Source organism: Moraxella lacunata, from assembly GCF_900453205.1.
GTDB classification, from domain to species: Bacteria; Pseudomonadota; Gammaproteobacteria; order Pseudomonadales; family Moraxellaceae; genus Moraxella; species Moraxella lacunata_B.
Window position 1 is genome coordinate 440,048 of the sequence record NZ_UGQU01000002.1, and the last position, 18,661, is coordinate 458,708.

At 45.6% G+C, this 18,661-nt stretch carries 21 protein-coding genes; 13 read left to right on the forward strand and 8 right to left on the reverse strand.

From position 1 onward, the window contains the following. Window positions 1–29 precede the first annotated feature (29 nt). From creC to grpE, 6 genes are all read right to left on the reverse strand, one after another. Window positions 30–1,478 (reverse strand): two-component system sensor histidine kinase CreC, encoded by a 1,449-nt coding sequence (gene creC, locus DX073_RS07550; protein ID WP_115007113.1) that lies wholly within the window; start codon window positions 1,476–1,478, stop codon window positions 30–32. 5 nt (window positions 1,479–1,483) lie between these two features. Continuing rightward, window positions 1,484–1,996 carry a hypothetical protein gene (locus DX073_RS07555; protein WP_115007115.1) on the reverse strand — a complete coding sequence of 171 codons (513 nt, stop codon included), beginning with the start codon at window positions 1,994–1,996 and terminating at the stop codon, window positions 1,484–1,486. An 18-nt stretch (window positions 1,997–2,014) separates the two neighbouring features. Then, complete coding sequence (locus DX073_RS07560; RefSeq protein ID WP_115007117.1) at window positions 2,015–2,737, reverse strand: response regulator; 723 nt, start codon at window positions 2,735–2,737, stop codon at window positions 2,015–2,017. 1 nt (window position 2,738) lies between these two features. Beyond that, window positions 2,739–3,650: a hypothetical protein gene (locus DX073_RS07565; protein WP_115007119.1), complete on the reverse strand. Its 912-nt coding sequence runs from the start codon at window positions 3,648–3,650 to the stop codon at window positions 2,739–2,741. A gap of 152 nt (window positions 3,651–3,802) precedes the next feature. After that, window positions 3,803–5,716, reverse strand: a complete 1,914-nt coding sequence (gene dnaK / locus DX073_RS07570; protein ID WP_115007121.1) for a molecular chaperone DnaK — start codon at window positions 5,714–5,716, stop codon at window positions 3,803–3,805. A gap of 279 nt (window positions 5,717–5,995) precedes the next feature. After that, window positions 5,996–6,529: a nucleotide exchange factor GrpE gene (grpE, locus tag DX073_RS07575; RefSeq protein ID WP_115007123.1), complete on the reverse strand. Its 534-nt coding sequence runs from the start codon at window positions 6,527–6,529 to the stop codon at window positions 5,996–5,998. A gap of 124 nt (window positions 6,530–6,653) precedes the next feature. Here grpE and DX073_RS07580 point away from each other — a divergent pair, with 124 nt between their 5' ends. From DX073_RS07580 to DX073_RS07635, 12 genes are all read left to right on the forward strand, one after another. Next, on the forward strand, window positions 6,654–6,920 hold the full coding sequence (locus DX073_RS07580; protein ID WP_147279699.1) for a hypothetical protein: 267 nt from the start codon (window positions 6,654–6,656) through the stop codon (window positions 6,918–6,920). Next, window positions 6,901–7,302: a type II toxin-antitoxin system VapC family toxin gene (locus DX073_RS07585; protein WP_181814394.1), complete on the forward strand. Its 402-nt coding sequence runs from the start codon at window positions 6,901–6,903 to the stop codon at window positions 7,300–7,302. Before DX073_RS07580 ends, DX073_RS07585 begins: the two co-directional genes overlap by 20 nt. A gap of 24 nt (window positions 7,303–7,326) precedes the next feature. Continuing rightward, window positions 7,327–8,154, forward strand: coding sequence for a 23S rRNA (guanosine(2251)-2'-O)-methyltransferase RlmB (rlmB, locus tag DX073_RS07590; protein ID WP_115007130.1), 828 nt, complete (start codon window positions 7,327–7,329; stop codon window positions 8,152–8,154). A 452-nt stretch (window positions 8,155–8,606) separates the two neighbouring features. Then, the gene (locus DX073_RS07595) at window positions 8,607–9,467 is read left to right on the forward strand and encodes a BamJ family beta-barrel-assembly machinery protein (RefSeq protein ID WP_115007132.1); all 861 of its coding nucleotides are present in this window, start codon (window positions 8,607–8,609) and stop codon (window positions 9,465–9,467) included. A gap of 112 nt (window positions 9,468–9,579) precedes the next feature. Next, window positions 9,580–10,563: a 16S rRNA (cytosine(1402)-N(4))-methyltransferase RsmH gene (gene rsmH / locus DX073_RS07600; RefSeq protein ID WP_404932931.1), complete on the forward strand. Its 984-nt coding sequence runs from the start codon at window positions 9,580–9,582 to the stop codon at window positions 10,561–10,563. 74 nt (window positions 10,564–10,637) lie between these two features. After that, the gene (gene ftsL / locus DX073_RS07605) at window positions 10,638–11,018 is read left to right on the forward strand and encodes a cell division protein FtsL (RefSeq protein ID WP_258556902.1); all 381 of its coding nucleotides are present in this window, start codon (window positions 10,638–10,640) and stop codon (window positions 11,016–11,018) included. Continuing rightward, window positions 11,011–13,068 carry a peptidoglycan D,D-transpeptidase FtsI family protein gene (locus DX073_RS07610; protein ID WP_115007137.1) on the forward strand — a complete coding sequence of 686 codons (2,058 nt, stop codon included), beginning with the start codon at window positions 11,011–11,013 and terminating at the stop codon, window positions 13,066–13,068. The genes ftsL and DX073_RS07610 overlap by 8 nt, the downstream gene beginning before the upstream one ends. A gap of 43 nt (window positions 13,069–13,111) precedes the next feature. Then, the gene (locus DX073_RS07615) at window positions 13,112–14,623 is read left to right on the forward strand and encodes a UDP-N-acetylmuramoyl-L-alanyl-D-glutamate--2,6-diaminopimelate ligase (RefSeq protein ID WP_115007139.1); all 1,512 of its coding nucleotides are present in this window, start codon (window positions 13,112–13,114) and stop codon (window positions 14,621–14,623) included. A gap of 13 nt (window positions 14,624–14,636) precedes the next feature. Next, the gene (locus tag DX073_RS07620) at window positions 14,637–14,945 is read left to right on the forward strand and encodes a hypothetical protein (RefSeq protein WP_115007140.1); all 309 of its coding nucleotides are present in this window, start codon (window positions 14,637–14,639) and stop codon (window positions 14,943–14,945) included. Window positions 14,946–15,045: 100 nt separating this feature from the next. Then, window positions 15,046–15,312, forward strand: coding sequence for an antitoxin (locus DX073_RS07625; protein WP_258556903.1), 267 nt, complete (start codon window positions 15,046–15,048; stop codon window positions 15,310–15,312). A 43-nt stretch (window positions 15,313–15,355) separates the two neighbouring features. Beyond that, window positions 15,356–15,691, forward strand: a complete 336-nt coding sequence (locus DX073_RS07630; protein ID WP_258556904.1) for a type II toxin-antitoxin system VapC family toxin — start codon at window positions 15,356–15,358, stop codon at window positions 15,689–15,691. After that, on the forward strand, window positions 15,688–16,365 hold the full coding sequence (locus DX073_RS07635; RefSeq protein ID WP_115007142.1) for a hypothetical protein: 678 nt from the start codon (window positions 15,688–15,690) through the stop codon (window positions 16,363–16,365). Before DX073_RS07630 ends, DX073_RS07635 begins: the two co-directional genes overlap by 4 nt. A 37-nt stretch (window positions 16,366–16,402) precedes the next feature. Here DX073_RS07635 and DX073_RS07640 read toward each other — a convergent pair whose 3' ends face one another. Beyond that, entirely contained in the window at window positions 16,403–16,771 is a 369-nt protein-coding gene (locus DX073_RS07640; protein ID WP_181814395.1) for a type II toxin-antitoxin system VapC family toxin, read from the reverse strand. Further along, the gene (locus DX073_RS07645; protein ID WP_115007146.1) at window positions 16,768–17,004 is read right to left on the reverse strand and encodes a hypothetical protein; all 237 of its coding nucleotides are present in this window, start codon (window positions 17,002–17,004) and stop codon (window positions 16,768–16,770) included. Before DX073_RS07645 ends, DX073_RS07640 begins: the two co-directional genes overlap by 4 nt. Window positions 17,005–17,148: 144 nt before the next feature. Here DX073_RS07645 and DX073_RS07650 point away from each other — a divergent pair, with 144 nt between their 5' ends. Then, window positions 17,149–18,660, forward strand: coding sequence for a UDP-N-acetylmuramoyl-tripeptide--D-alanyl-D-alanine ligase (locus DX073_RS07650; RefSeq protein ID WP_115007148.1), 1,512 nt, complete (start codon window positions 17,149–17,151; stop codon window positions 18,658–18,660). Window position 18,661: the final 1 nt, after the last annotated feature.

The window sequence follows — 18,661 nt, forward strand, 5'->3', positions numbered from 1 at the left end:
TGGGGCGGTTTTATGGAAAATGTGTGAAATCAGCGTGGCACACTCATCACCATAATCACGCAATTATCCCTATCCTGCCCAAAACTCACCACCCCGCCATGAAGCTCTATCACTTGCTTGACAAGGGTTAGCCCAAGCCCCGTGCTTTTTTGGCGGTGGGTATTGCCCATGCTAAAATACCGCTCAAAGGCTCGCTTGATGATAAAATCGTCTAGCTTATCGCTGTCGTTTTTGATATGGATAAACGTGTTCGTCTCGGTTTGACTGGTCTCAATGGTTATCGCACTTTTGCCATAATAAATGGCGTTGTCAATGACGTTTTGCACCGCTTGGGTCAGCCAAAATTCATCGGCACGGATATGAATACCGCTTTTGGTAAATTGCACGGTTCTGCCAAGCTGTTTTAGGGTTGCCGACTGCTGATTTAGGCAGGTTTGAATGAGTGCGTCCAAATCAACATCGCTCATGGTAAGTTTGAAGGTGGGCTGTTCAATCTTGGCAAGGGTCAAAAGTTTGTCCACCAAGGCGGTTAATTTGTCCGTTTGCGATAGGATAATGCCGGTAAACTGCTCACGCTCGGCAGGGCTCAGCTCGTCTGTCAAAATCTCGCTACTGGCACGAATGGCGGTCAGGGGGGATTTTAGCTCATGCGTGAGCGTGTGGACGTACTCGCTCACGTACGCTTTGTTTTCTATGGTGTCTTTCATGGCGTGAATGCTTGCCATGAGTTCGTTCAGCTCTCGCCCAAGATAAAAATGGGGTGGTGCGGTACTGGCAAGCCCTTTGGTGTAGCGGTTTACGCTGTCTATGCTGCGTCTTAACCACCATGCCATGAGCGTGGCGGTAGCAAGCGTGATTGCCATAATTGATAAGATAATCTTAATAATTTCATCGGTGCTTTTGTTGATATAAGGGATAAGCGTTTGGGTGGGTTTGCCAACGGACACTACGCCAATTATCCGCCCGTCTGATACAATCGGGCTTGCCACATACATGACCGAATGCCCGCCGATGTCAGTGCTTCTTGCCCCGTATTTGCCACGCAAGGTCAGATACACGTCATTCCAACGGCTAAAATCCGCCCCCACGCTCGCCCCACGACTGTCATAGATGACCGTGCCTGTGCCGTCTGTGACATAGATGTGGTAGGTGCTTTTGGATTTTTGATGATACCAAAGCGGTTCATCAGGGTTGGTAAAGGCGTGGGATAATTTGGCGTTAAGCGTTTGATTTAATTCATCTTTTGATAAATCTGCCACGTCATCTGCCACGATGTGCGACAGTAGCACCGATGTATCCACAAGGCTGTCTTCTACCACCCGTTTGGCGGACGGTCGCACCGTTTTTTGGACATAATATAGGGCAAGGGACGATGACAACAGGGTAATCAAGGCAAAGGTGAGCCAAATTCGCACAAAAATGCTAAAACTTAGGCGTTTTTTAAAAATGCGGTCAAGTAGGGTGTGAAGGGTAGGCATTTTAGTTAAGATTCTTGGTTGTGTGCCAAATAATAACAGTCGTCATTATCAAGAATAATATAATGATAATAGTGCCCTGTTAATCTATTTGGGCAGTTTGGCTTAGTTTTTAGGGGTATTAAACAAAAGGCTTGCTTGTTATTGCTCTGTCTGATTTTATTCAATACAAAAAGCATTGTATGATAGATAAAAGAATTAGCGGAATTTTCTTTTATTTTTTCATTGATTTCATCTATCATTTGCGTGATGTTATCATTTATTTGTGCCATTGAAATTTCTTTAAATTCTGTATTGACAATCCATTCTTGCCAATTTCCAAAGCCTATTTCATTATCATAATCCACGCTATTTAAAGTGCAAACAATTTTTTGTAAATCATTATCTGTATTTATTAAACCAGAAACCAGCCAAACAAAACTTACCTGCCAAGTATAAACACTCAAATCCAAATCAGCATTATTTTGCCTAAGTGGCATATTTTTACTACACTCAATTAGGTCAAATGGGTTGATTGTCATTATTTATCCTTTTTAAAATCATTCACAAAGCCCATACCCAAGCCCCCGATGCGTGATGATAATCTCATCATCGCACACTTCTGCCAATTTTTGCCGTAAAGTCTTGATATGACTGTCAATGGTGCGTGATAGGCGGTGTTCGGGGTGGTCGGAGATACTTGCCAAAATCTGCTCACGGCTTAGAATGTGCGTGGGATTGGCAAGTAAGGTAAGCATGATACCAAGCTCGGTTTTTGATAAGGTCAAGGCGTGATTATTTAGAAAAAGTGAATAATCACAGGCTTGATAATGCCAAATGTGTCTGCCTGTGGTTTTGGTAAAGTCGGTGTGGGCAGGGTCTGATTTATCGGCTTTATCCGATTTTTGGGTAAAGATATTTTCTCTACGCCATATCGCTTTTAGCCGTGCTATCAGCTCTCGGGGGCTAAATGGCTTGGCAATATAATCATCCGCCCCCAGCTCCAAACCCAAAATGCGGTCTATCTCGTCTGTGCGTGCCGTCAAAAACAGTATGGGGGCGTGGGCGTGCCTGTCGCCTTGGCGTATCATTTGGCACACGCCAAAACCGTCTCCGTCAGGCAATCCCACGTCCAGCACAACAGCGTCAAGGCGTGGCGTATCAAGGCAGGGGGCGACTTTGGCAACTGTGTCCGCCCATGACACGGTATAGCCTTCACACTCTAAGGCAAAACGTAAGGTCGTGGCAATGGCAGGGTCGTCTTCGATGATGAGAATGTGCATATCAATAACTCCCACTGTTGATTTTACCGTAGTGTAGATAGTCAGTCAGATACAGTACCGCCACGGTTTTGCCGTCCACTTGATAAGGATAAAACATCTCATAACGCCCGTCATACGAGCTGTGGTGGGGCTTGGCTTGCCCTGCAAACATTTGGTCTAATGCTTGGCGTTGAGCGGTGTCGGTTCTAAAAATAAAATCTGTCTTTTTAAGATGATATTTCTTGGTTGGGGTGGTGTCGTCTGCCACCGAACCTATCGCTTCGGCTATCTCAAAGACGACAGCATTACCTTTTGTCAAATCATCATCGCTTGGCAGTCCTGCATGGCTTTGTTTGTATTCATCAAATCCCAAATACACCGCTTCATCATCGATTTTATCAGGCACAATGATGGTAACCTGATTAACATTGTTGTCGGTGGCTCTTAATAGCTCGGTGTGCCAAATGGCGGTATCTATCCATGTTTTTTCAAAGCGAAAATCGCCCAAAAAGTCCAAACTGTCGTGATATTTTTCCACGACTTGATTGGTAGATGTTTGCATTAGGGTAAATTTTCTTTGAGTGGTAACATAATCGCCCCAAAACAGCCCACTGGCTATCACACCAAACATCGCCATGCCAAGCACAAGAAATTTGCCCATATGCGATTTGGTGGCAGGGGTGGGGGCGGTGTTTGGGTTTTCTTTTTGCTCGGCAATGCGGGTTAAATTAAGCATGATATTTAAAATCAATGCTCCTGCCAACACCGCCAAAATCCCCAAAATACTAAACCCAAACATCTCGGTGAGATTTTTTTCAAATACCTTTAAACCAAAGACTTGGATTAAAATAAAGCCAAACACCCAATAAATCAGCCCCAAAATCCCCAATATGGCGATGATGTTGGTGGCTTTGACAAGTTGTTTGTGGTTCATGGTTATCCTTCTGATTATATTTTTGGGTATTTTAACTTAAAAATAAAGTGTTTGGCTAAGGGTTGGGATTTTTTCACAAATTTTCCATAAAGAACACCGCCCAATCAAATTGAGCGGTGTTCTTTTGTTTTCCAGTATTTACCAATCAAAGATTATTTATCATCTTTCACTTCGGTAAACTCAGCATCTACCACGCCGTCATCGGCAGGTTTGGCGGGCTCGGCTTGACCTGCGTCCGCACCTGCACCTTGCTCTTGGCTATAAATCTTGGTACCGATTGGCAAGAACGCATTATCAAGGGCTTCTAGCTTGGCTTTGATTGCATCCACGTCATCTTCTTTGGTTGCAAGTTCTAGCTCGCTGATTGCCGTTTCTACCGCTTGTTTTTCTTCATCGGTCGCTTTATCGCCATTTTCTTTTAGGGCTTTTTGTACCCCTGCGATACGTCCGTCCGCTTCGTTACGCACGCCCGCAAGCTCGGCAAACTTCTTATCCGCTTCGGCATTGGCTTCGGCATCACGCACCATTTGTTCAATCTCTTCATCCGTCAAACCGCTGTCGGCTTTGATTTGGATAGATTGTGATTTGCCTGTGCCTTTGTCCTTAGCAGAGATGTTCATAATGCCATCAGCGTTGATGTCAAAGGTAACTTCAATCTGTGGCACGCCACGGGGTGCAGGCGGAATGTCGGTGAGGTCAAAGTTGCCCAACAGTTTGTTTTGATTGGCAATCTTACGCTCGCCTTGATACACCTGAATGCTTACGGCAGGTTGGTTGTCGGCAGCGGTTGAGAACACTTGTGATTTTTTGGTAGGAATCATCGTGTTTTTCTCAATAATCGCCGTCATCACGCCACCCATTGTCTCAATGCCTAGGGTCAATGGAGTTACGTCAAGTAGCAACACGTCTTTTTTGTCACCAGAGAGTACCGCACCTTGGATAGCGGCACCGATTGCCACCGCTTCATCAGGGTTCACGTCTTTTCTTGGCTCTTTACCAAAAAATTCTTGCACTTTTTGCTGAACCAGTGGCATACGGCTTTGACCACCCACCAAAATCACGTCATCAATGTCAGAAGCCGACAGACCTGCGTCTTCTAGGGCGATTTTACATGGGGCAATCGTGCGAGCCACCAGCTCTTCGGTCAAGGCTTCTAGTTTGGCACGGCTGATTGTTACCACCAAGTGTTTTGGGCCTGTAGCATCTGCGGTGATGTATGGCAAGTTCACTTCGGTAGACGTTGAGCTTGACAGTTCAATTTTGGCTTTTTCGGCAGCTTCTTTTAGGCGTTGCATGGCAAGCGGGTCGCCTTTTAGATTGACGTTTTGCTCTTTTTTGAACTCGTCCACAAGGTAGTCAATCAAAGCAATATCAAAGTCTTCACCGCCTAGGAACGTATCGCCGTTGGTAGATAGCACTTCAAACTGCTGTTCGCCGTCCACGTCCGCAATCTCAATGATAGACACGTCAAACGTACCACCACCCAAGTCATAGACAGCAATGGTGCGGTCGCCTTCTTTTTTGTCAAGACCAAAGGCAAGGGCGGCGGCGGTTGGCTCGTTGATGATACGCTTCACATCAAGCCCTGCGATACGTCCTGCGTCTTTTGTGGCTTGACGCTGAGCGTCGTTAAAGTAAGCAGGCACGGTAACGACCGCTTCGGTTACGGTTTCGCCAAGATAATCTTCGGCGGTTTTTTTCATTTTTTTCAAAACTTCGGCAGAGATTTGTGGCGGTGCTTGTTTTTTACCGTTCACTTCTACCCACGCATCGCCATTGTCAGCTTTGACGATTTTGTAAGGCACAAGACCGATGTCTTTTTGAACCGCTTGCTCGTCATAACGGCGACCGATAAGACGTTTTACGGCAAATAGGGTGTTTTGTGGGTTGGTAACTGCTTGGCGTTTGGCAGATTGACCGACAAGGGTCTCACCGTCTTTGAATGCCACGATAGAAGGCGTGGTTCTGGCACCCTCTGCGTTTTCAATGACTTTGACGTTGCCATTTTCTAGTACCGCCACACAAGAGTTGGTTGTACCTAAGTCAATACCGATAACTTTACCCATAATTTTTCTCCGATTTGTTAAGTGAATTTTTGGCAAATTTGCAAAACAGTTTTGCCAAACTTGCTGTGTTATATTTGTGTCAAATTTGGATTTTCAAGAGGAAATTTGACAAATTTTTAAAAAATTTTTTGTAAAAATTTTGTTTTAAGCCATTGAAATTTAAAACAAAATCCATAGGCTATCATAAAAATTTCGCCCATGTGTTTTTATGCTTATCCAACTTGAGTAAGTTGTAATTCACCCAAGTTTTAAGCATAAATCAAACGTTCAAGGACGGGATTAAGCTCCCACCAATACCATCGCAGGACGAATGGAGCGTTCATTTAGCGTATAGCCTTTTTGCAACACTTGACCAATCACGTCTTTTTCGGCATCAGGGAAAATGCCCACCGCTTCGTGTAGGTCGGGGTTGAATGCCTCGCCTACCTCGCCCACGGCAACCACGCCATTGCGTTCTAGGACGGTCAGTAGCGATTTGTGGGTTAGGCGTAGCCCTTCAAGGGTTGCTTCGTCCGCCCCTGCTTGCTCGCTAGCTTGGGTGGCACGCTCCAAGTTATCCACCACGTCAAGCAGTTCTTTGGCGAACTTTTGTAGGGCGAATTTTTTTGCCTTTTCGGTTTCTTGCTCCATACGGCGTTGGGCGTTGTAGCTCTCGGCATTGGCACGGGCGGCAGCCTCTTTTGCCTCCTTGACTTCGGCTTCAAGCGTTTCAATGGTGGCGATCAGTTTGGCAAGCTCGTCTGTTTCGCTAGGCTCTTGGTTTAGCTCTTGGGCTTGCTCGTTTTCGTTTAGGATTGGCTCTTGTTCGCTCATGGTGTTCTCCAAAGGGGATAAAATTCCCCTTATTGATAAAGGTTATGGGGCAAAATTTCAAGGGATAATGTCGGTTTGGGCAAAAATTTTGTTATAATGGGGCAAAATGCAATTAGGATATGCCATGCTGATTTTAGACCTACCGCCCAGCGTAGAACAAACGCTCATCGCCCACGCTCACGCCCAAGATTTAAGCGTAAGCCAATACGTCCAAAACCTATTGCCAAAAGCCGACAAATCCAACCAACAGCCCCATGAAAATTTGGCATGGGAGCATGGTAAAGAGCTGTTTGGGCAATTTTCCGAAAGTGAAGACGGCACGTTAAGCCAAAATGTCAAAACGTTGGTTGCACAAAGGGTATTGGAAAAATATGGCAAAAATATTGATTGATACGGGCGTTTTTGTGGCGTTGTTTGATAATAAAGACAAGTATCATAAAAAGTCTGTTCAATTTATCAAAGACAATAAAAAGCCGTTAATCACAAGTTTGGCGTGCGTTACTGAGACTTTATTTTTGTTAAAAAACCCAATGAACCGTAAAGGGTTTTTAAATTGGTTGCATTTGGCACGCATTGAGATTGCTGAATTTAGCCATAAAGACATGCCAGCATTGGCGGATTTGATGAGCCAATACAGCAACGTGCCAATGGATTTTGCAGACGCTTGCCTTGTGCATTTGGCACAGCGTGAGACGTTAAGCCACATTGCCACCATTGACAGCGATTTTCGCATTTATCGCATTCACGGTTATCCGTTTCGTGTGATGATTTAAAATAACCCCATTTGGAAAGCCCCCATGACCACCCAAAAACCCTTTAAAAAAGACCCCAAAAAAGACCTTCAAAAAAACAAAAAACCCACCCAAAAACCCAAAAAACCCGCCATACCGCATTTTTATGGCATTCACGCCATTAAAGCAATTTTAAACACCCGCCCAATGGATGCCAAAGCCCTGTTTGTGCAAAGTTATGACAACCACCAAAATGCCGACCACGCTGACATCATCGCCCTTGCCACATCGCTTGGTGTGTCGGTACAAACCGCCCAAAAAGACACATTGACCGAACTGTGTGGCAGTCCCCAACATCAAGGCGTGGTGCTGTCGGCACGCCCTCGCCCCATGCTGGACGACAGTAAGCTTGATAGTCTAGCAGGGCAGGATAATGCGGTGTTTTTGGTGTTAGACCAGATTACCGACCCGCACAATTTTGGGGCGTGTCTGCGTACCGCCAGTGCCATGGGCGTAACGGCGGTCATCGTCCCCCGTCATCAAAGCGTGGGGCTAACCCCAACGGTCGCCAAAGTCTCGGTGGGCGGAAGCGATGCCGTGCCTGTGGTGGCGGTAACTAATCTGGCACGGTGTTTGGAGAAGTTAAAATCGGCAGGGGTGTTTGTGTTTGGCACGGCTCTTGATGAGAGTGCTAAGCCCTTGCAGGCGTGTGATTTTGGCGGAAAAGTCGCCATTGTCATGGGGTCAGAGGGGGATGGCATGAGACGGCTGACAGGTGAGCTGTGCGATACGCTTGTCTATATCCCCATGACGGACAACCCCGACCGCCCCCAGAGTCTTAATGTCAGCGTGGCGACAGGTATGGTGCTGTGGGAGGTGTTTCGAGGGCGTTAGGATAAGTGGGTTGGCTTATTATGTCTTATTTTGGATACACAAGGGGTAAATTGCCATTTGCCCTGTGAAAAATATGAATGTATTGCACATTTATAATGTAAAAAAATTATCTTAATTGGCTAATGCCTTGCATTTTTAAAAAACGCCTATTTGCCAATTACCAAATCCAAAATCTACCCTCATTTATCCAATCGCCCCACCCCAACTTTGTCTTTTGTAAAAGCATAAAAGACAGATAAAGTAACAATAATCATACCTAAGCGTTTTATATCATTAAAATTTTTTTGCAATCATAATAGCGATTTCTATGTTTTTTTGGTATGATATGCCGTATTTTTTCGCCAAGTGATTTTGTAAGCGATTTTGGGGGTTGGATAGTTAGCACGCCCATTTGATGATTTTGCCAACGTTTACCAATGGCGTTTTATTTTTTAAAATTAAAGAGACACACAATGAAAACCACACGCACCACTTTTTTGATGACTGCCCTAGTGGCGTCCATGCTTGCCCTAACAGGCTGTAACAAAGACGGCGATACCGCCAAACCTACCAGCACCGCAAACATCAGCGAACAAAGCCCTGAAATGGACAAAATCAGCTACATCTTGGGTCATGACGCAGGCAGAAATCTAAAAGAAATGGACGGCGAGATTAACCCAAAAATCATCGCGGCGGCACTCTCTGAGGGTTTTGAGGGCAAAGAGAGTAAATTTACCGATGAGCAGGCTCGTGCCATCTTTGAAGAATACCAAAAACGCAAAGAAGCAGACGCGGTCAAAGAGTTAGAAACCAAAGCCAAGACCAACAAAGAAGCAGGAACAAAATTCTTAGAAGAAAACAAAGCTAAAGAAGGCGTAAAAACCACACCGTCAGGACTACAATATAAAGTCATCACCGAAGGTACGGGGGCTAAGCCTAAGGCGACGGATGTGGTCGTTACTCACTATGAAGGTAAGACCATTGATGGCAAGGTCTTTGACAGCTCTTATGAGCGTGGCGAGCCTGCCCAGTTTGACCTAGGTCAGATGATTCCAGGGTTTAGAGAGGGTGTTCAGCTCATGCCTGCTGGCAGTAAGTATGAATTCTATATGCCGTCAGAGTTGGGCTATGGCGAGGCGGGTTCACCGCCAGTCATTGAGCCAAACAGCGTGCTGATTTTCACCGTTGAGCTACTAGACGAAGCCAGTGCCAAAAAGGCGGCTGCCGATGCCCAAGCCAAAGCCGAAGAGCAGATGGCAGAGATGATGAAGCAGTTAGAAGCACAGGCAGCCCAAGGCGAGCCAAAGGCAGAAGCTGAGCCTGCTAAAAAATAACACTAACATGGGTGACGCCGACCCAAGCAAACCAAGTGCGTCGTGACGGACTTGGTTTTTGTTTTTATCGGACTGATTTTAAACCAAATACCCAAACATATCCAAACCAATTATCATGACCACAACCGACCGCACACCTGCCTTGATTCATGAGACTGTCTTGTTACACGAGACGGTAGCAGGCGTGCTTGGTGTGTCTGATTTGTCGGGTGTGTCGCCACAGGCAGGCGTGTATGTGGACGCAACCTTTGGACGGGGCGGACACAGTCGGCTATTGCTTGATTATTTGACAGCCGACAGCACGCTTATTGTCTTTGACAAAGACCCACAAGCAATAGCGGTGGCAGACGAGCTTGCCAAAACCGACAGCCGTGTGGTGGTGGTGCATAACACTTTTGCCAGTCTTAATGAAAGCCTAGCAAAACTTGGCATAAGTCAAGTGGACGGTATCATGGCGGATTTAGGCGTGAGCAGTCCCCAGCTTGATGATGGTTCTCGTGGATTTAGCTTTATGAAAGATGGGGCGGTGGACATGCGTATGGACACCACTCGTGGACAAAGTGTGGGGCAGTGGCTTGCCACCGTTGATGAGGAAACGCTTGCCAATGTGCTATATGAATATGGCGAAGAGCGTCATAGCCGTAGAATCGCCCGTGCGATTAAGGCGATGGAGAGCTATGATTCCACCTTGGAGCTTGCCGAAGTTATTAAAGAGGCTCACCCTGCTTGGCAAAAAGGCAAACACCCTGCCACGCAGAGCTTTCAAGCCATGCGGATATTTATCAACAACGAGCTTGGCGATGTCAAAGAATTTTTAAATCAGACCCTAATCGCCTTAAAATCAGGCGGACAGCTTGCCGTGATTAGCTTTCACTCATTAGAAGACCGTATTATCAAGCAATTTTTAAATAATCACAGCAAAGGGCGACATGAAGGCGATGACAAACTACCCATACCGCCAAAACGTCCCAAATATTTTGATAAACCCTATCGCATTGCCCCAAGCGATGACGAGGTGCGTGCCAACGTGCGAGCCAGAAGTGCCTATTTGCGTGGGGCGAGGCGAAATCAGACGGCATTTGAATCGTTCAATTGACCATCCAATTGATTCGTTATCGCCATGATTTGTCCCATTTAATTTATCATTTAAACCATTATGAATCACAACCCATGAACCCAAGCACTGACAGCGACTTACATGAATACACGACCGAGCCGATGAGCTTGGTGGGGTTGTATCGGCTGATTGTCATCGGACTATTGTTTGGGATTCTCATCACGGGCGTGATGATAGCCACACAAACCCAAAAACGCCATCAGACCTATCAAGAACTTACCCGTCTAAGACAGCAACTGGTGAATATGCAAGTCGAAGAGAGTCGCCTGCTCATTGAGCAGCAGACATTTAGTGCAACCCCACAGGTGGCAAGACGAGCGGTGGGCGAGCTTGGCATGCATTATCCAACCAAAAAAGAGCAGATAAATCAAGACGAATGGGACGAGCTTGGTAATTTAGGCAATCTAGACAATACAGGGGCGTCTCATGAGTAAAAACGACCAAACCCCAAAACAGCCCAAACACCCAAAAAACCAAAACCGCTCAGGGCAAAAGACAAGCACTCCCCCCAAGAGTGATATTGGCGAGAAACTAAGCAAAATCGGCAGTCTGGGCAAAAAGCTGGACAAAAGCCATGCCACCAAACGCACGCCTGACACCCAAGAGTCAGCCCAGAACCCTCTGAAAAAAACACGCAAACGCAAAAAAAGCTCGGGTGTCTCGCTGTTGGGTGGACTTCAAGATGTGGGGCGTTATAAGATAGTTTGGGCGGTGATGGCGGTGTGCTTCTCGGCACTCTTTGCCCGTGCTTATTGGCTTCAAATCGCCAATGCCGACTACTACATCAGCCAAGGCGACAAACTCATCACCAGTAAGCGAACCATCACTGCCCATCGTGGCAACATCTATGATACCAACGGGGCTCCGCTTGCTGCCAATGCCCCTTTAACCACGGTGATTTTTAGCCCTTATGACTATGCTTTGGCGTATTATGATTTGCAAAAGAAAGTCAAAAACACCAAAGGCGAAGAGCGTCGCCAAAAGCTACTGCAAGAGCTTGATGAGATGAACCTAGAAACATTGGCGGCTGCCAGTGGTGTTTCACGTGAAACATTAGAACAAGCAGTACATCTAAATGGAGCGGTGGATTTGGATGATCCAGAAGCCATCAAACAAGCCCTGCCATCGGGGACAGGGTCTAAACGACTGGTGCTACTTAACCGAGTCGCCCCTGAGGTAGCTCAGCGAGTCACCATGCTAGGCTTTAAGGGCGTGTTTAGAGAGACGAGCGAGAAACGCTACTATCTACAACCTGAACCCATGGCACAGATATTGGGCTATATGGGCTACTCCCAAGATGACCCGCCTGTCTATGGGGGGCGAGCAGGCATAGAAGCCAAATATGACAAACAGCTGACAGGACAAAACGGTCAAGTGCTAAGCCTGCGAGCGGTGCAGGGCAGTATCGGCGACATCAAAGAACTCTCACCCATGACGGCAGGGCAGGACATTCATCTGACCATAGATTCACGGTTGCAGTATATTTTGTACAAAGAACTAGAAGAGCTTGGGCGGGTGCAGTCGGCACGGTCAAGCTCGGGCATGATTGTCGATGTGCAGACAGGTAACGTACTTGCCATGGGGTCGTGGCCATCTTTTAACCCGAATGATTTGTCAAAAAGACACGGGGCAAGCGAGCGGAACCGCCCTGTACTAGATACCTTTGAACCGGGGTCGGTGGTCAAGCCTTTGACGGTGGCGGCCGCCTTGGAGTCGGGGCGGTATAGTACCCGAACACTCATTGACACAGGGGCAGGTAGCATGAGACTTGGTGGGTATAGCATTCGTGATGGCGGTCGCTATGGGGCGATTACCATGGGGAAGCTCATCCAAAAGTCATCTAATGTCGCATCCGCCAAAATCGCCCTAGAGTTGCCCCCTGACGCCATCGTGAACATGCAAAGAAAGTTCGGCTTTGGGCAAAAGACGGCTTTGAACCTACCTGCTGAGTCGGCAGGCGTGCTACATACCCCGACCGCCAAAGACGTCACTCGTCGTGCCACGTTGGCATACGGTTACGGGCAGTCGGTCACGCTGGCTCAGGTTGCAGGGGCGTATGCGGCACTTGCCAATGGGGGCAAGATGAATCATCTACGACTGGTTAAAGAAGAATCCGTTCCTGCCCCAGAACAGGTCATCAGTGAGCAACACGCCAAAGACATCACCAACATGATGATTAGCGTGACCGAAAAAGGCGGTACGGGGACAGCCGCCGCCATTGATGGCTACTATGTGGCAGGCAAGACAGGCACGTCACGGCGAAATAACCCCAAAGGGGGCTATTATACCGACCAATATCGTAACGTCTTTGCAGGGTTCGCTCCTGCGACCAGTCCCCGTTTTGTGGTGGTGATTTTGGCAGAAGACCCAAGACAGGGCAAGTACGCTGGACAAACCGTCGCCCCTGTGTTTGCAAAAGTGATGAAAGAGACACTTAGGATTTATAACGTGCCATTTGACAAACCGCTCGATACAAACCAGTAAGCTGTTTTACCATTTTATTTTTATTTTTAAGAAGGATTTTTTTATGACAACATTCAACGATTTTGCCGAAATTTTACAGCCTCATGTGTCTGATGTGGATTGGGGGCGTATCAAGGATTTGCCAATCACAGGCTTTGTGCCGGACAGTCGCAAGGTGGCAGGTGGCGAGATTTTTGTGTTGTTGTCGGTCAATCCTGACATCAAATCCAAGGCAAAAGGCTATATTGAAACTATCAATAGCCAAGCGGTACTGTCTGAGATAAGTGCGTCCGACATGGGCGTGGATAATGCCAAAATGCCGATTGTGCATATTGCCAATCTGCGCCTGATTTTGGGCGATTTGGTCAAGGCATATCTGCAAAAAACAGGGGCGGCAGCTTTGCCAAAAGTCGTGGCAGTTACAGGCACCAACGGCAAGACCACCATTAGCCAGCTTACCGCCCAGCTGTTATCCCTTGCCAATCACAAAACTGCCGTCATGGGAACAGCAGGCAACGGCATTTTGCCAAACCTAGCCCCAAGCACCCATACCACGCTAGAAGTGGTCGCTCTGCAACACGCCATTTATGACTATGCCAAAGCGGACGTGGAATGTATCGCATTGGAGGCGAGCAGTCATGGGCTTCATCAGCACCGCTTGCAAGGCGTGCCAATCACGGTGGCGGTGTATTCCAACCTTTCCCGAGACCATTTGGACTATCATGCCGACATGGACGACTATGCAGGGGCGAAAGCACGGCTGTTTGACAAGGCGTTATTTCCCACGCTGACCCATGCCGTTATCAATGCCGATGATGAATTTAGCGAAATCTTTATCCGCCAAGCCAAAGCCTCTGAGCTTGCCATTTGGACATACAGCACCAAAAATTCCAAGGCGGACTTTTTTGCCAAACAAATCAGCCCAAGCCTAAATGGGGTAGAGCTCATTATCCAAACCCCGCAAGGTGAGATGACGGTAAAAAGTCCGCTTTTGGGTTTGTTTAATGTATCAAACCTATTGGCAAGCATTGGGGCAAGCCTTGCCATGAATGTAAGTTTTGATGAAATTATCAATAATATCAATCACTTACAAGGGGCAAAGGGACGCATGGAGCAAGTGCCGTCCGAGCGTGGTTCGTTTATCGTGGACTATGCCCATACCCCTGATGCGGTGGAGCAGGTGCTGTCAAGTTTGCGTACGCATTGTGCTGGCACGCTGTTTGCGGTGCTTGGTTGTGGAGGCGATAGGGACAAGGGCAAGCGACCTTTGATGACCAAATCCGCCCTAAAATTTGCCGATAAAGTCATTTTGACTGCCGATAACCCGAGAAGTGAAAATCCAAACGCCATTTTAAAGGATATGCAAGAAGGCTTGGACTGTGAGAGTCATTATAAGATTGAAATTGAACCTGACCGTAAATTGGCGATTGAACTTGCGGTAAAATTAGCAGGCGAGAATGACATTGTGGCGATTCTTGGTAAGGGACACGAGACTTATCAAGAGATTAAGGGCGTACGCCATGACTTTGATGATAGAGTGGTGGTGGGGGAGATGGTTGGCAAGTGGGGGAAGTGATAGGAGTTAGGCGATGAGTGATAATCAAGAAGTAATTTTAGATAACCATTATGACAATATTTTTAATTGTTTGATGATAATTGTTTATTGTTTGCTTTTGTTATTGGTTGCCTTTGAGATAATTCATAGTTTTGTCATTTTTATTGTTGTTATTGCTAGTAATGAAATTAGAGCCGTTGTCATAAAACGCATAAAACAATATTATCAACAGCAACCGCCAACCCAAAAAGCCATTAAGATTGCTAGATTATTTCATTGGTTATTTGGGGGTGTTTTTATTGGTATTGGAGTATTTTGTTTTTATAAGTGGATTTTTTTATAAGTTTTAAAAATGTCCTTGTATTAACTAAACGCACCCAATCAATACCTTGATATATACCAAGATATATATTAAAATAAAAACACTTGTTTAAGGAGTTTTTATGCCAAATTTGCATACTCAATCAGACCAAGCTACGCCCACCACCGCCAAAATTTTTATGAATGGGCGTAGCCAAGCGGTCAGATTGCCCAAATCGTTTGCATTTGCCCCAAATACCCCTTTGATTTTGCAAAAAGAAAATGATGTATTAACCATAACGCCTGTTGCCAACTTGGGGCAAGTTCCTGCGTTATTTACTAAATTGGGCGAGCATTTGCCTGATGAATTTGTGCGAGAGGAATTTGTTGCTGACAAGCGAGGCTGGTAATGTCGCCAAAATATATGCTTGACACCAATATGTGTATTTTTTGATGAAAAATACACCAAAAGCCGTTGTGGAGCGATTTAGCCAACATTTTGTTGGTGAAATTGTGATGAGTGCGATTACTTGGGCGGAGTTGCAACGGGGGTTGGGTATTTATCAATCACAAGCGGATTTTGACAAATTATCGGCTGTGATTAAGGTTGTGCCATTTGATGATAAGGCGGGCGAAATGTTTGGCAAAATGATGCAAACAGGCAAATTTAAAGCGTGTTTTGATACGCTGATTGCTTGCCACGCTTTGTCTTTGGGTCTGACGATTGTTACCAATAATGTTGATGATTTTGAAGGTTTTGGCTTGGTGATAGAAGACTGGACAAAATGAAAAGACACCCAATCAACACCTTACCGCCCAAATTTGTAGGCATTACCAAAGTCGCCATTAAAAATGAAATCGCACGCCACACCGCCCTTATCAATGACGATAATACGCCTGATGAAATTTTGGCGGATATTGATTATGGCAATGACATTCCCATTTTAAAAGGTGTGCTTGATGAAATGGAAAACCCACACCAAACGGTAATGGGTGATTTGTATGTATTAAGCCAAACTGCGGACGGTACAGAGACGACTTTGCAACGATTTGGTAAGCCCATTCCGACTGGCGAGACAATAAAATGGGTATTTTTGGCAAAGGATTTTGATGAAGCTTGTGCTATTAAAAATCAGTTAATGGGGTTTGAGCCTTATAAACCAATGTCTAAGAGCATCGCCATTAATGAGCGTTATGTCTTAAAAAAGAACAAAGAACGCTATGCCTTAGAAGTCATTATTTATCAACCACAAAATTTTGGCGGTATTTGGCAATGTGATTATCATATTGGGGCGAATGTGCCAGACTTTGACAACATTTATCAGACAACTTATGATAAAAATGGGTTAAATGTTTTAAAAAGTGCCATTAAAAGTGTGGAAAATCACTTAACTGCATTTAGAAAATTGGGCTTTAAAGTATTAGTCAATCAAATGGTTAATCGCACTAATAATATGAAGTAAGATTATTTTTTTAAAGACTTTTAGCTTTGCCTGACAATCAATCAATCGGATTAATTACCGTCATCGGCAAATGCTCAAAATCGCCCACATTTCTCGTGGCGAGAGTTAGATGATGAAGTAGGGCGGTTGCTCCGATAATGGCATCGGGTGTTTTGATTTTCTTGTGTCGGCGAATTTCGGCAGATTTATAAATAATTTCACGGCTGACATCAATCCATTGAAAGTTATTTTTTAAAAACAGATTGATGTTGTCAATTTCTTTCTCTGATGAATTGGGTTTTGATAAAACTTCTGAAATGGTCAAAGTAGAAATTGCCATATTGCCGATATTATCGGTCAAAAATGTTTCGGCTTTTTGGATACCATTAAAATAATAGATGATGACATTGCTATCCACCAAAATCATTGACTTATCTCCGCACCGTCTTTTTCCCACTCTCGCTCCCATTCAGAGCGGAGTTGGTTTTGGTAGGCAACACCGTCAATGTTTTGGTTTGCCCAAATGCCAAAAACTTGCTCGCCACCAATCAAACCTTTTTGGGGCAAGGGCTTGGCTTTGTTGGCTAACAGTTCGCTTTGCTGATGAGCGATGATTTGTTCTTGAATATAAATCGGCAAAGAAGTGGTTTCTACAAGCATTGTTTTCTCCCAAATAAGGTTTATTATAAGGCGATTTGGGGCGTTGTCAAGACAGTTGGGTATTGTCAAGCGATGAAATGTTGGTGGGATTTTGCTATAATAGCCCTATTTTATTACTTAAATTTATGATTAAAAGGCACAAAAATGACCCCCTATATTTGGCAATTTGACAATCTAAACACCGCTCTAAGTGAGCTTAATCCCACTTGGCACGGTGAGTTTACCGCCCAAAGTATCAAAATCACCACCGACACTCGCACGATAAACGCAGGCGATATTTTTTTGGCAATTAAAGGCGATAATTTTGACGGACACGAATTTGTGAATGCCGCTCTTGAAAAAGGGGCGGTACTGGCGATTGTCAATGAAAAAGTAGAAAGTGATTTGCCCCAGCTTATCGTAGGCGACAGCAAAAAGGCACTCGGGTTACTTGGTAAATACCGCCGTGATGTCCACCCCGATTTGCAAGTGGTTGCCCTGACAGGCTCAGCAGGCAAAACCACCACCAAAGAAATGCTGGGCAGTATCCTAAGTCAACTCGCCCCCACCTTGATTACAAGGGGGAATTTGAACAACGATTTGGGCGTGCCGATGATGCTTTTGGAGCTGACGGACGAACACAAATTTGCCGTGATGGAGCTTGGGGCGAACCACATTGGCGAGATTGCCTACACCACCCGCCTTGTCTCGCCTGATGTTGCGTGCGTGCTTAACATTGGTACGGCTCATTTGGGCGAGTTTGGCGGTCGGGAAAACATTGCCAAAGCCAAAGCCGAAATTTTTCAAGGGTTAAATGAAAATGGCGTGGCGGTGCTACCTTATGGCGATGAATTTTTTGGGTTGTTGTCAGATGAAGCCGAGAAATTTACCGCTCAAATTTTAACCACAGGCGAAAAAAATGTCCCACCCCGTGAAGCGATGGATTTTTCCAAACTAAGTGAAGCCGAGCAAGCCGAACTGGATAAACTTGCCTTTGTACAAGTGATGGGCGATGTCTTTGCTGATGATGTGGAAGTGTTGGCGGATAAGGTTGGCTTTAATTTGGTCGTTAATCTGGCGGTGGACGAATTTGACGAAGGCGAAGTTTTGCTCCCTTTTGCGGGCGAGCATAATGTGGCAAATGCTTTGTCGGCGGTGGCGTGTTCGCTTGCGTTGGGGCTGGATTTGGAGTTAATCGTAAACGGCTTAAATTCAGCCCGCCCCGCCAAAGGGCGTTTAAATTTTAAGCCCTTTAACAATCATCTAATTATTGATGACACTTATAATGCCAATGTCCCTGCGATGATTGCAGGGTTGAAAGTGCTAAACGCTCAAAAGTTTTTGAAAGTAAATACCTTTGACAAAACTTTGATGGTCATTGGCGACATTGGCGAGCTGGGCGATGACGCAGTTGCCGAACATCAGTCGCTTGGCGAGCAAATTGGACAAATTGGTGTGGATAAGCTGATTTGTGTTGGTAAATTGATGAAAAACACTTTTAACACCGCCCAACAAGCAGGGATTAATTGCGTGCATTTTAACGATAAATCCCAAGTCACCCAAGAAATTTTGTCCACGATTAACACTGGCGAAAATTGGGCAATGCTGTTTAAAGGGTCAAGATTTATGGCAATGGAAACCCTAATCCACGATTTAACCCAACCTGTAAGCGAGTAAA

Excerpts from the sequence above, each read along its gene's own strand:
- DX073_RS07625 (WP_258556903.1), top strand. The coding sequence starts at position 15,046 with ATGCCAAATTTGCATACTCAATCAGACCAAGCTACGCCCACCACCGCC.
- dnaK (WP_115007121.1), bottom strand. The coding sequence starts at position 5,716 with ATGGGTAAAGTTATCGGTATTGACTTAGGTACAACCAACTCTTGTGTG.
- DX073_RS07645 (WP_115007146.1), bottom strand. The coding sequence starts at position 17,004 with ATGCTTGTAGAAACCACTTCTTTGCCGATTTATATTCAAGAACAAATC.
- DX073_RS07585 (WP_181814394.1), top strand. The coding sequence starts at position 6,901 with ATGGCAAAAATATTGATTGATACGGGCGTTTTTGTGGCGTTGTTTGAT.
- DX073_RS07610 (WP_115007137.1), top strand. The coding sequence starts at position 11,011 with ATGAGTAAAAACGACCAAACCCCAAAACAGCCCAAACACCCAAAAAAC.
- DX073_RS07560 (WP_115007117.1), bottom strand. The coding sequence starts at position 2,737 with ATGCACATTCTCATCATCGAAGACGACCCTGCCATTGCCACGACCTTA.
- DX073_RS07580 (WP_147279699.1), top strand. The coding sequence starts at position 6,654 with ATGCTGATTTTAGACCTACCGCCCAGCGTAGAACAAACGCTCATCGCC.
- DX073_RS07650 (WP_115007148.1), top strand. The coding sequence starts at position 17,149 with ATGACCCCCTATATTTGGCAATTTGACAATCTAAACACCGCTCTAAGT.
- DX073_RS07555 (WP_115007115.1), bottom strand. The coding sequence starts at position 1,996 with ATGACAATCAACCCATTTGACCTAATTGAGTGTAGTAAAAATATGCCA.
- ftsL (WP_258556902.1), top strand. The coding sequence starts at position 10,638 with ATGAACCCAAGCACTGACAGCGACTTACATGAATACACGACCGAGCCG.
- grpE (WP_115007123.1), bottom strand. The coding sequence starts at position 6,529 with ATGAGCGAACAAGAGCCAATCCTAAACGAAAACGAGCAAGCCCAAGAG.
- DX073_RS07615 (WP_115007139.1), top strand. The coding sequence starts at position 13,112 with ATGACAACATTCAACGATTTTGCCGAAATTTTACAGCCTCATGTGTCT.
- rlmB (WP_115007130.1), top strand. The coding sequence starts at position 7,327 with ATGACCACCCAAAAACCCTTTAAAAAAGACCCCAAAAAAGACCTTCAA.
- creC (WP_115007113.1), bottom strand. The coding sequence starts at position 1,478 with ATGCCTACCCTTCACACCCTACTTGACCGCATTTTTAAAAAACGCCTA.
- DX073_RS07595 (WP_115007132.1), top strand. The coding sequence starts at position 8,607 with ATGAAAACCACACGCACCACTTTTTTGATGACTGCCCTAGTGGCGTCC.
- DX073_RS07630 (WP_258556904.1), top strand. The coding sequence starts at position 15,356 with ATGAAAAATACACCAAAAGCCGTTGTGGAGCGATTTAGCCAACATTTT.
- DX073_RS07635 (WP_115007142.1), top strand. The coding sequence starts at position 15,688 with ATGAAAAGACACCCAATCAACACCTTACCGCCCAAATTTGTAGGCATT.
- DX073_RS07565 (WP_115007119.1), bottom strand. The coding sequence starts at position 3,650 with ATGAACCACAAACAACTTGTCAAAGCCACCAACATCATCGCCATATTG.
- DX073_RS07620 (WP_115007140.1), top strand. The coding sequence starts at position 14,637 with ATGAGTGATAATCAAGAAGTAATTTTAGATAACCATTATGACAATATT.
- DX073_RS07640 (WP_181814395.1), bottom strand. The coding sequence starts at position 16,771 with ATGATTTTGGTGGATAGCAATGTCATCATCTATTATTTTAATGGTATC.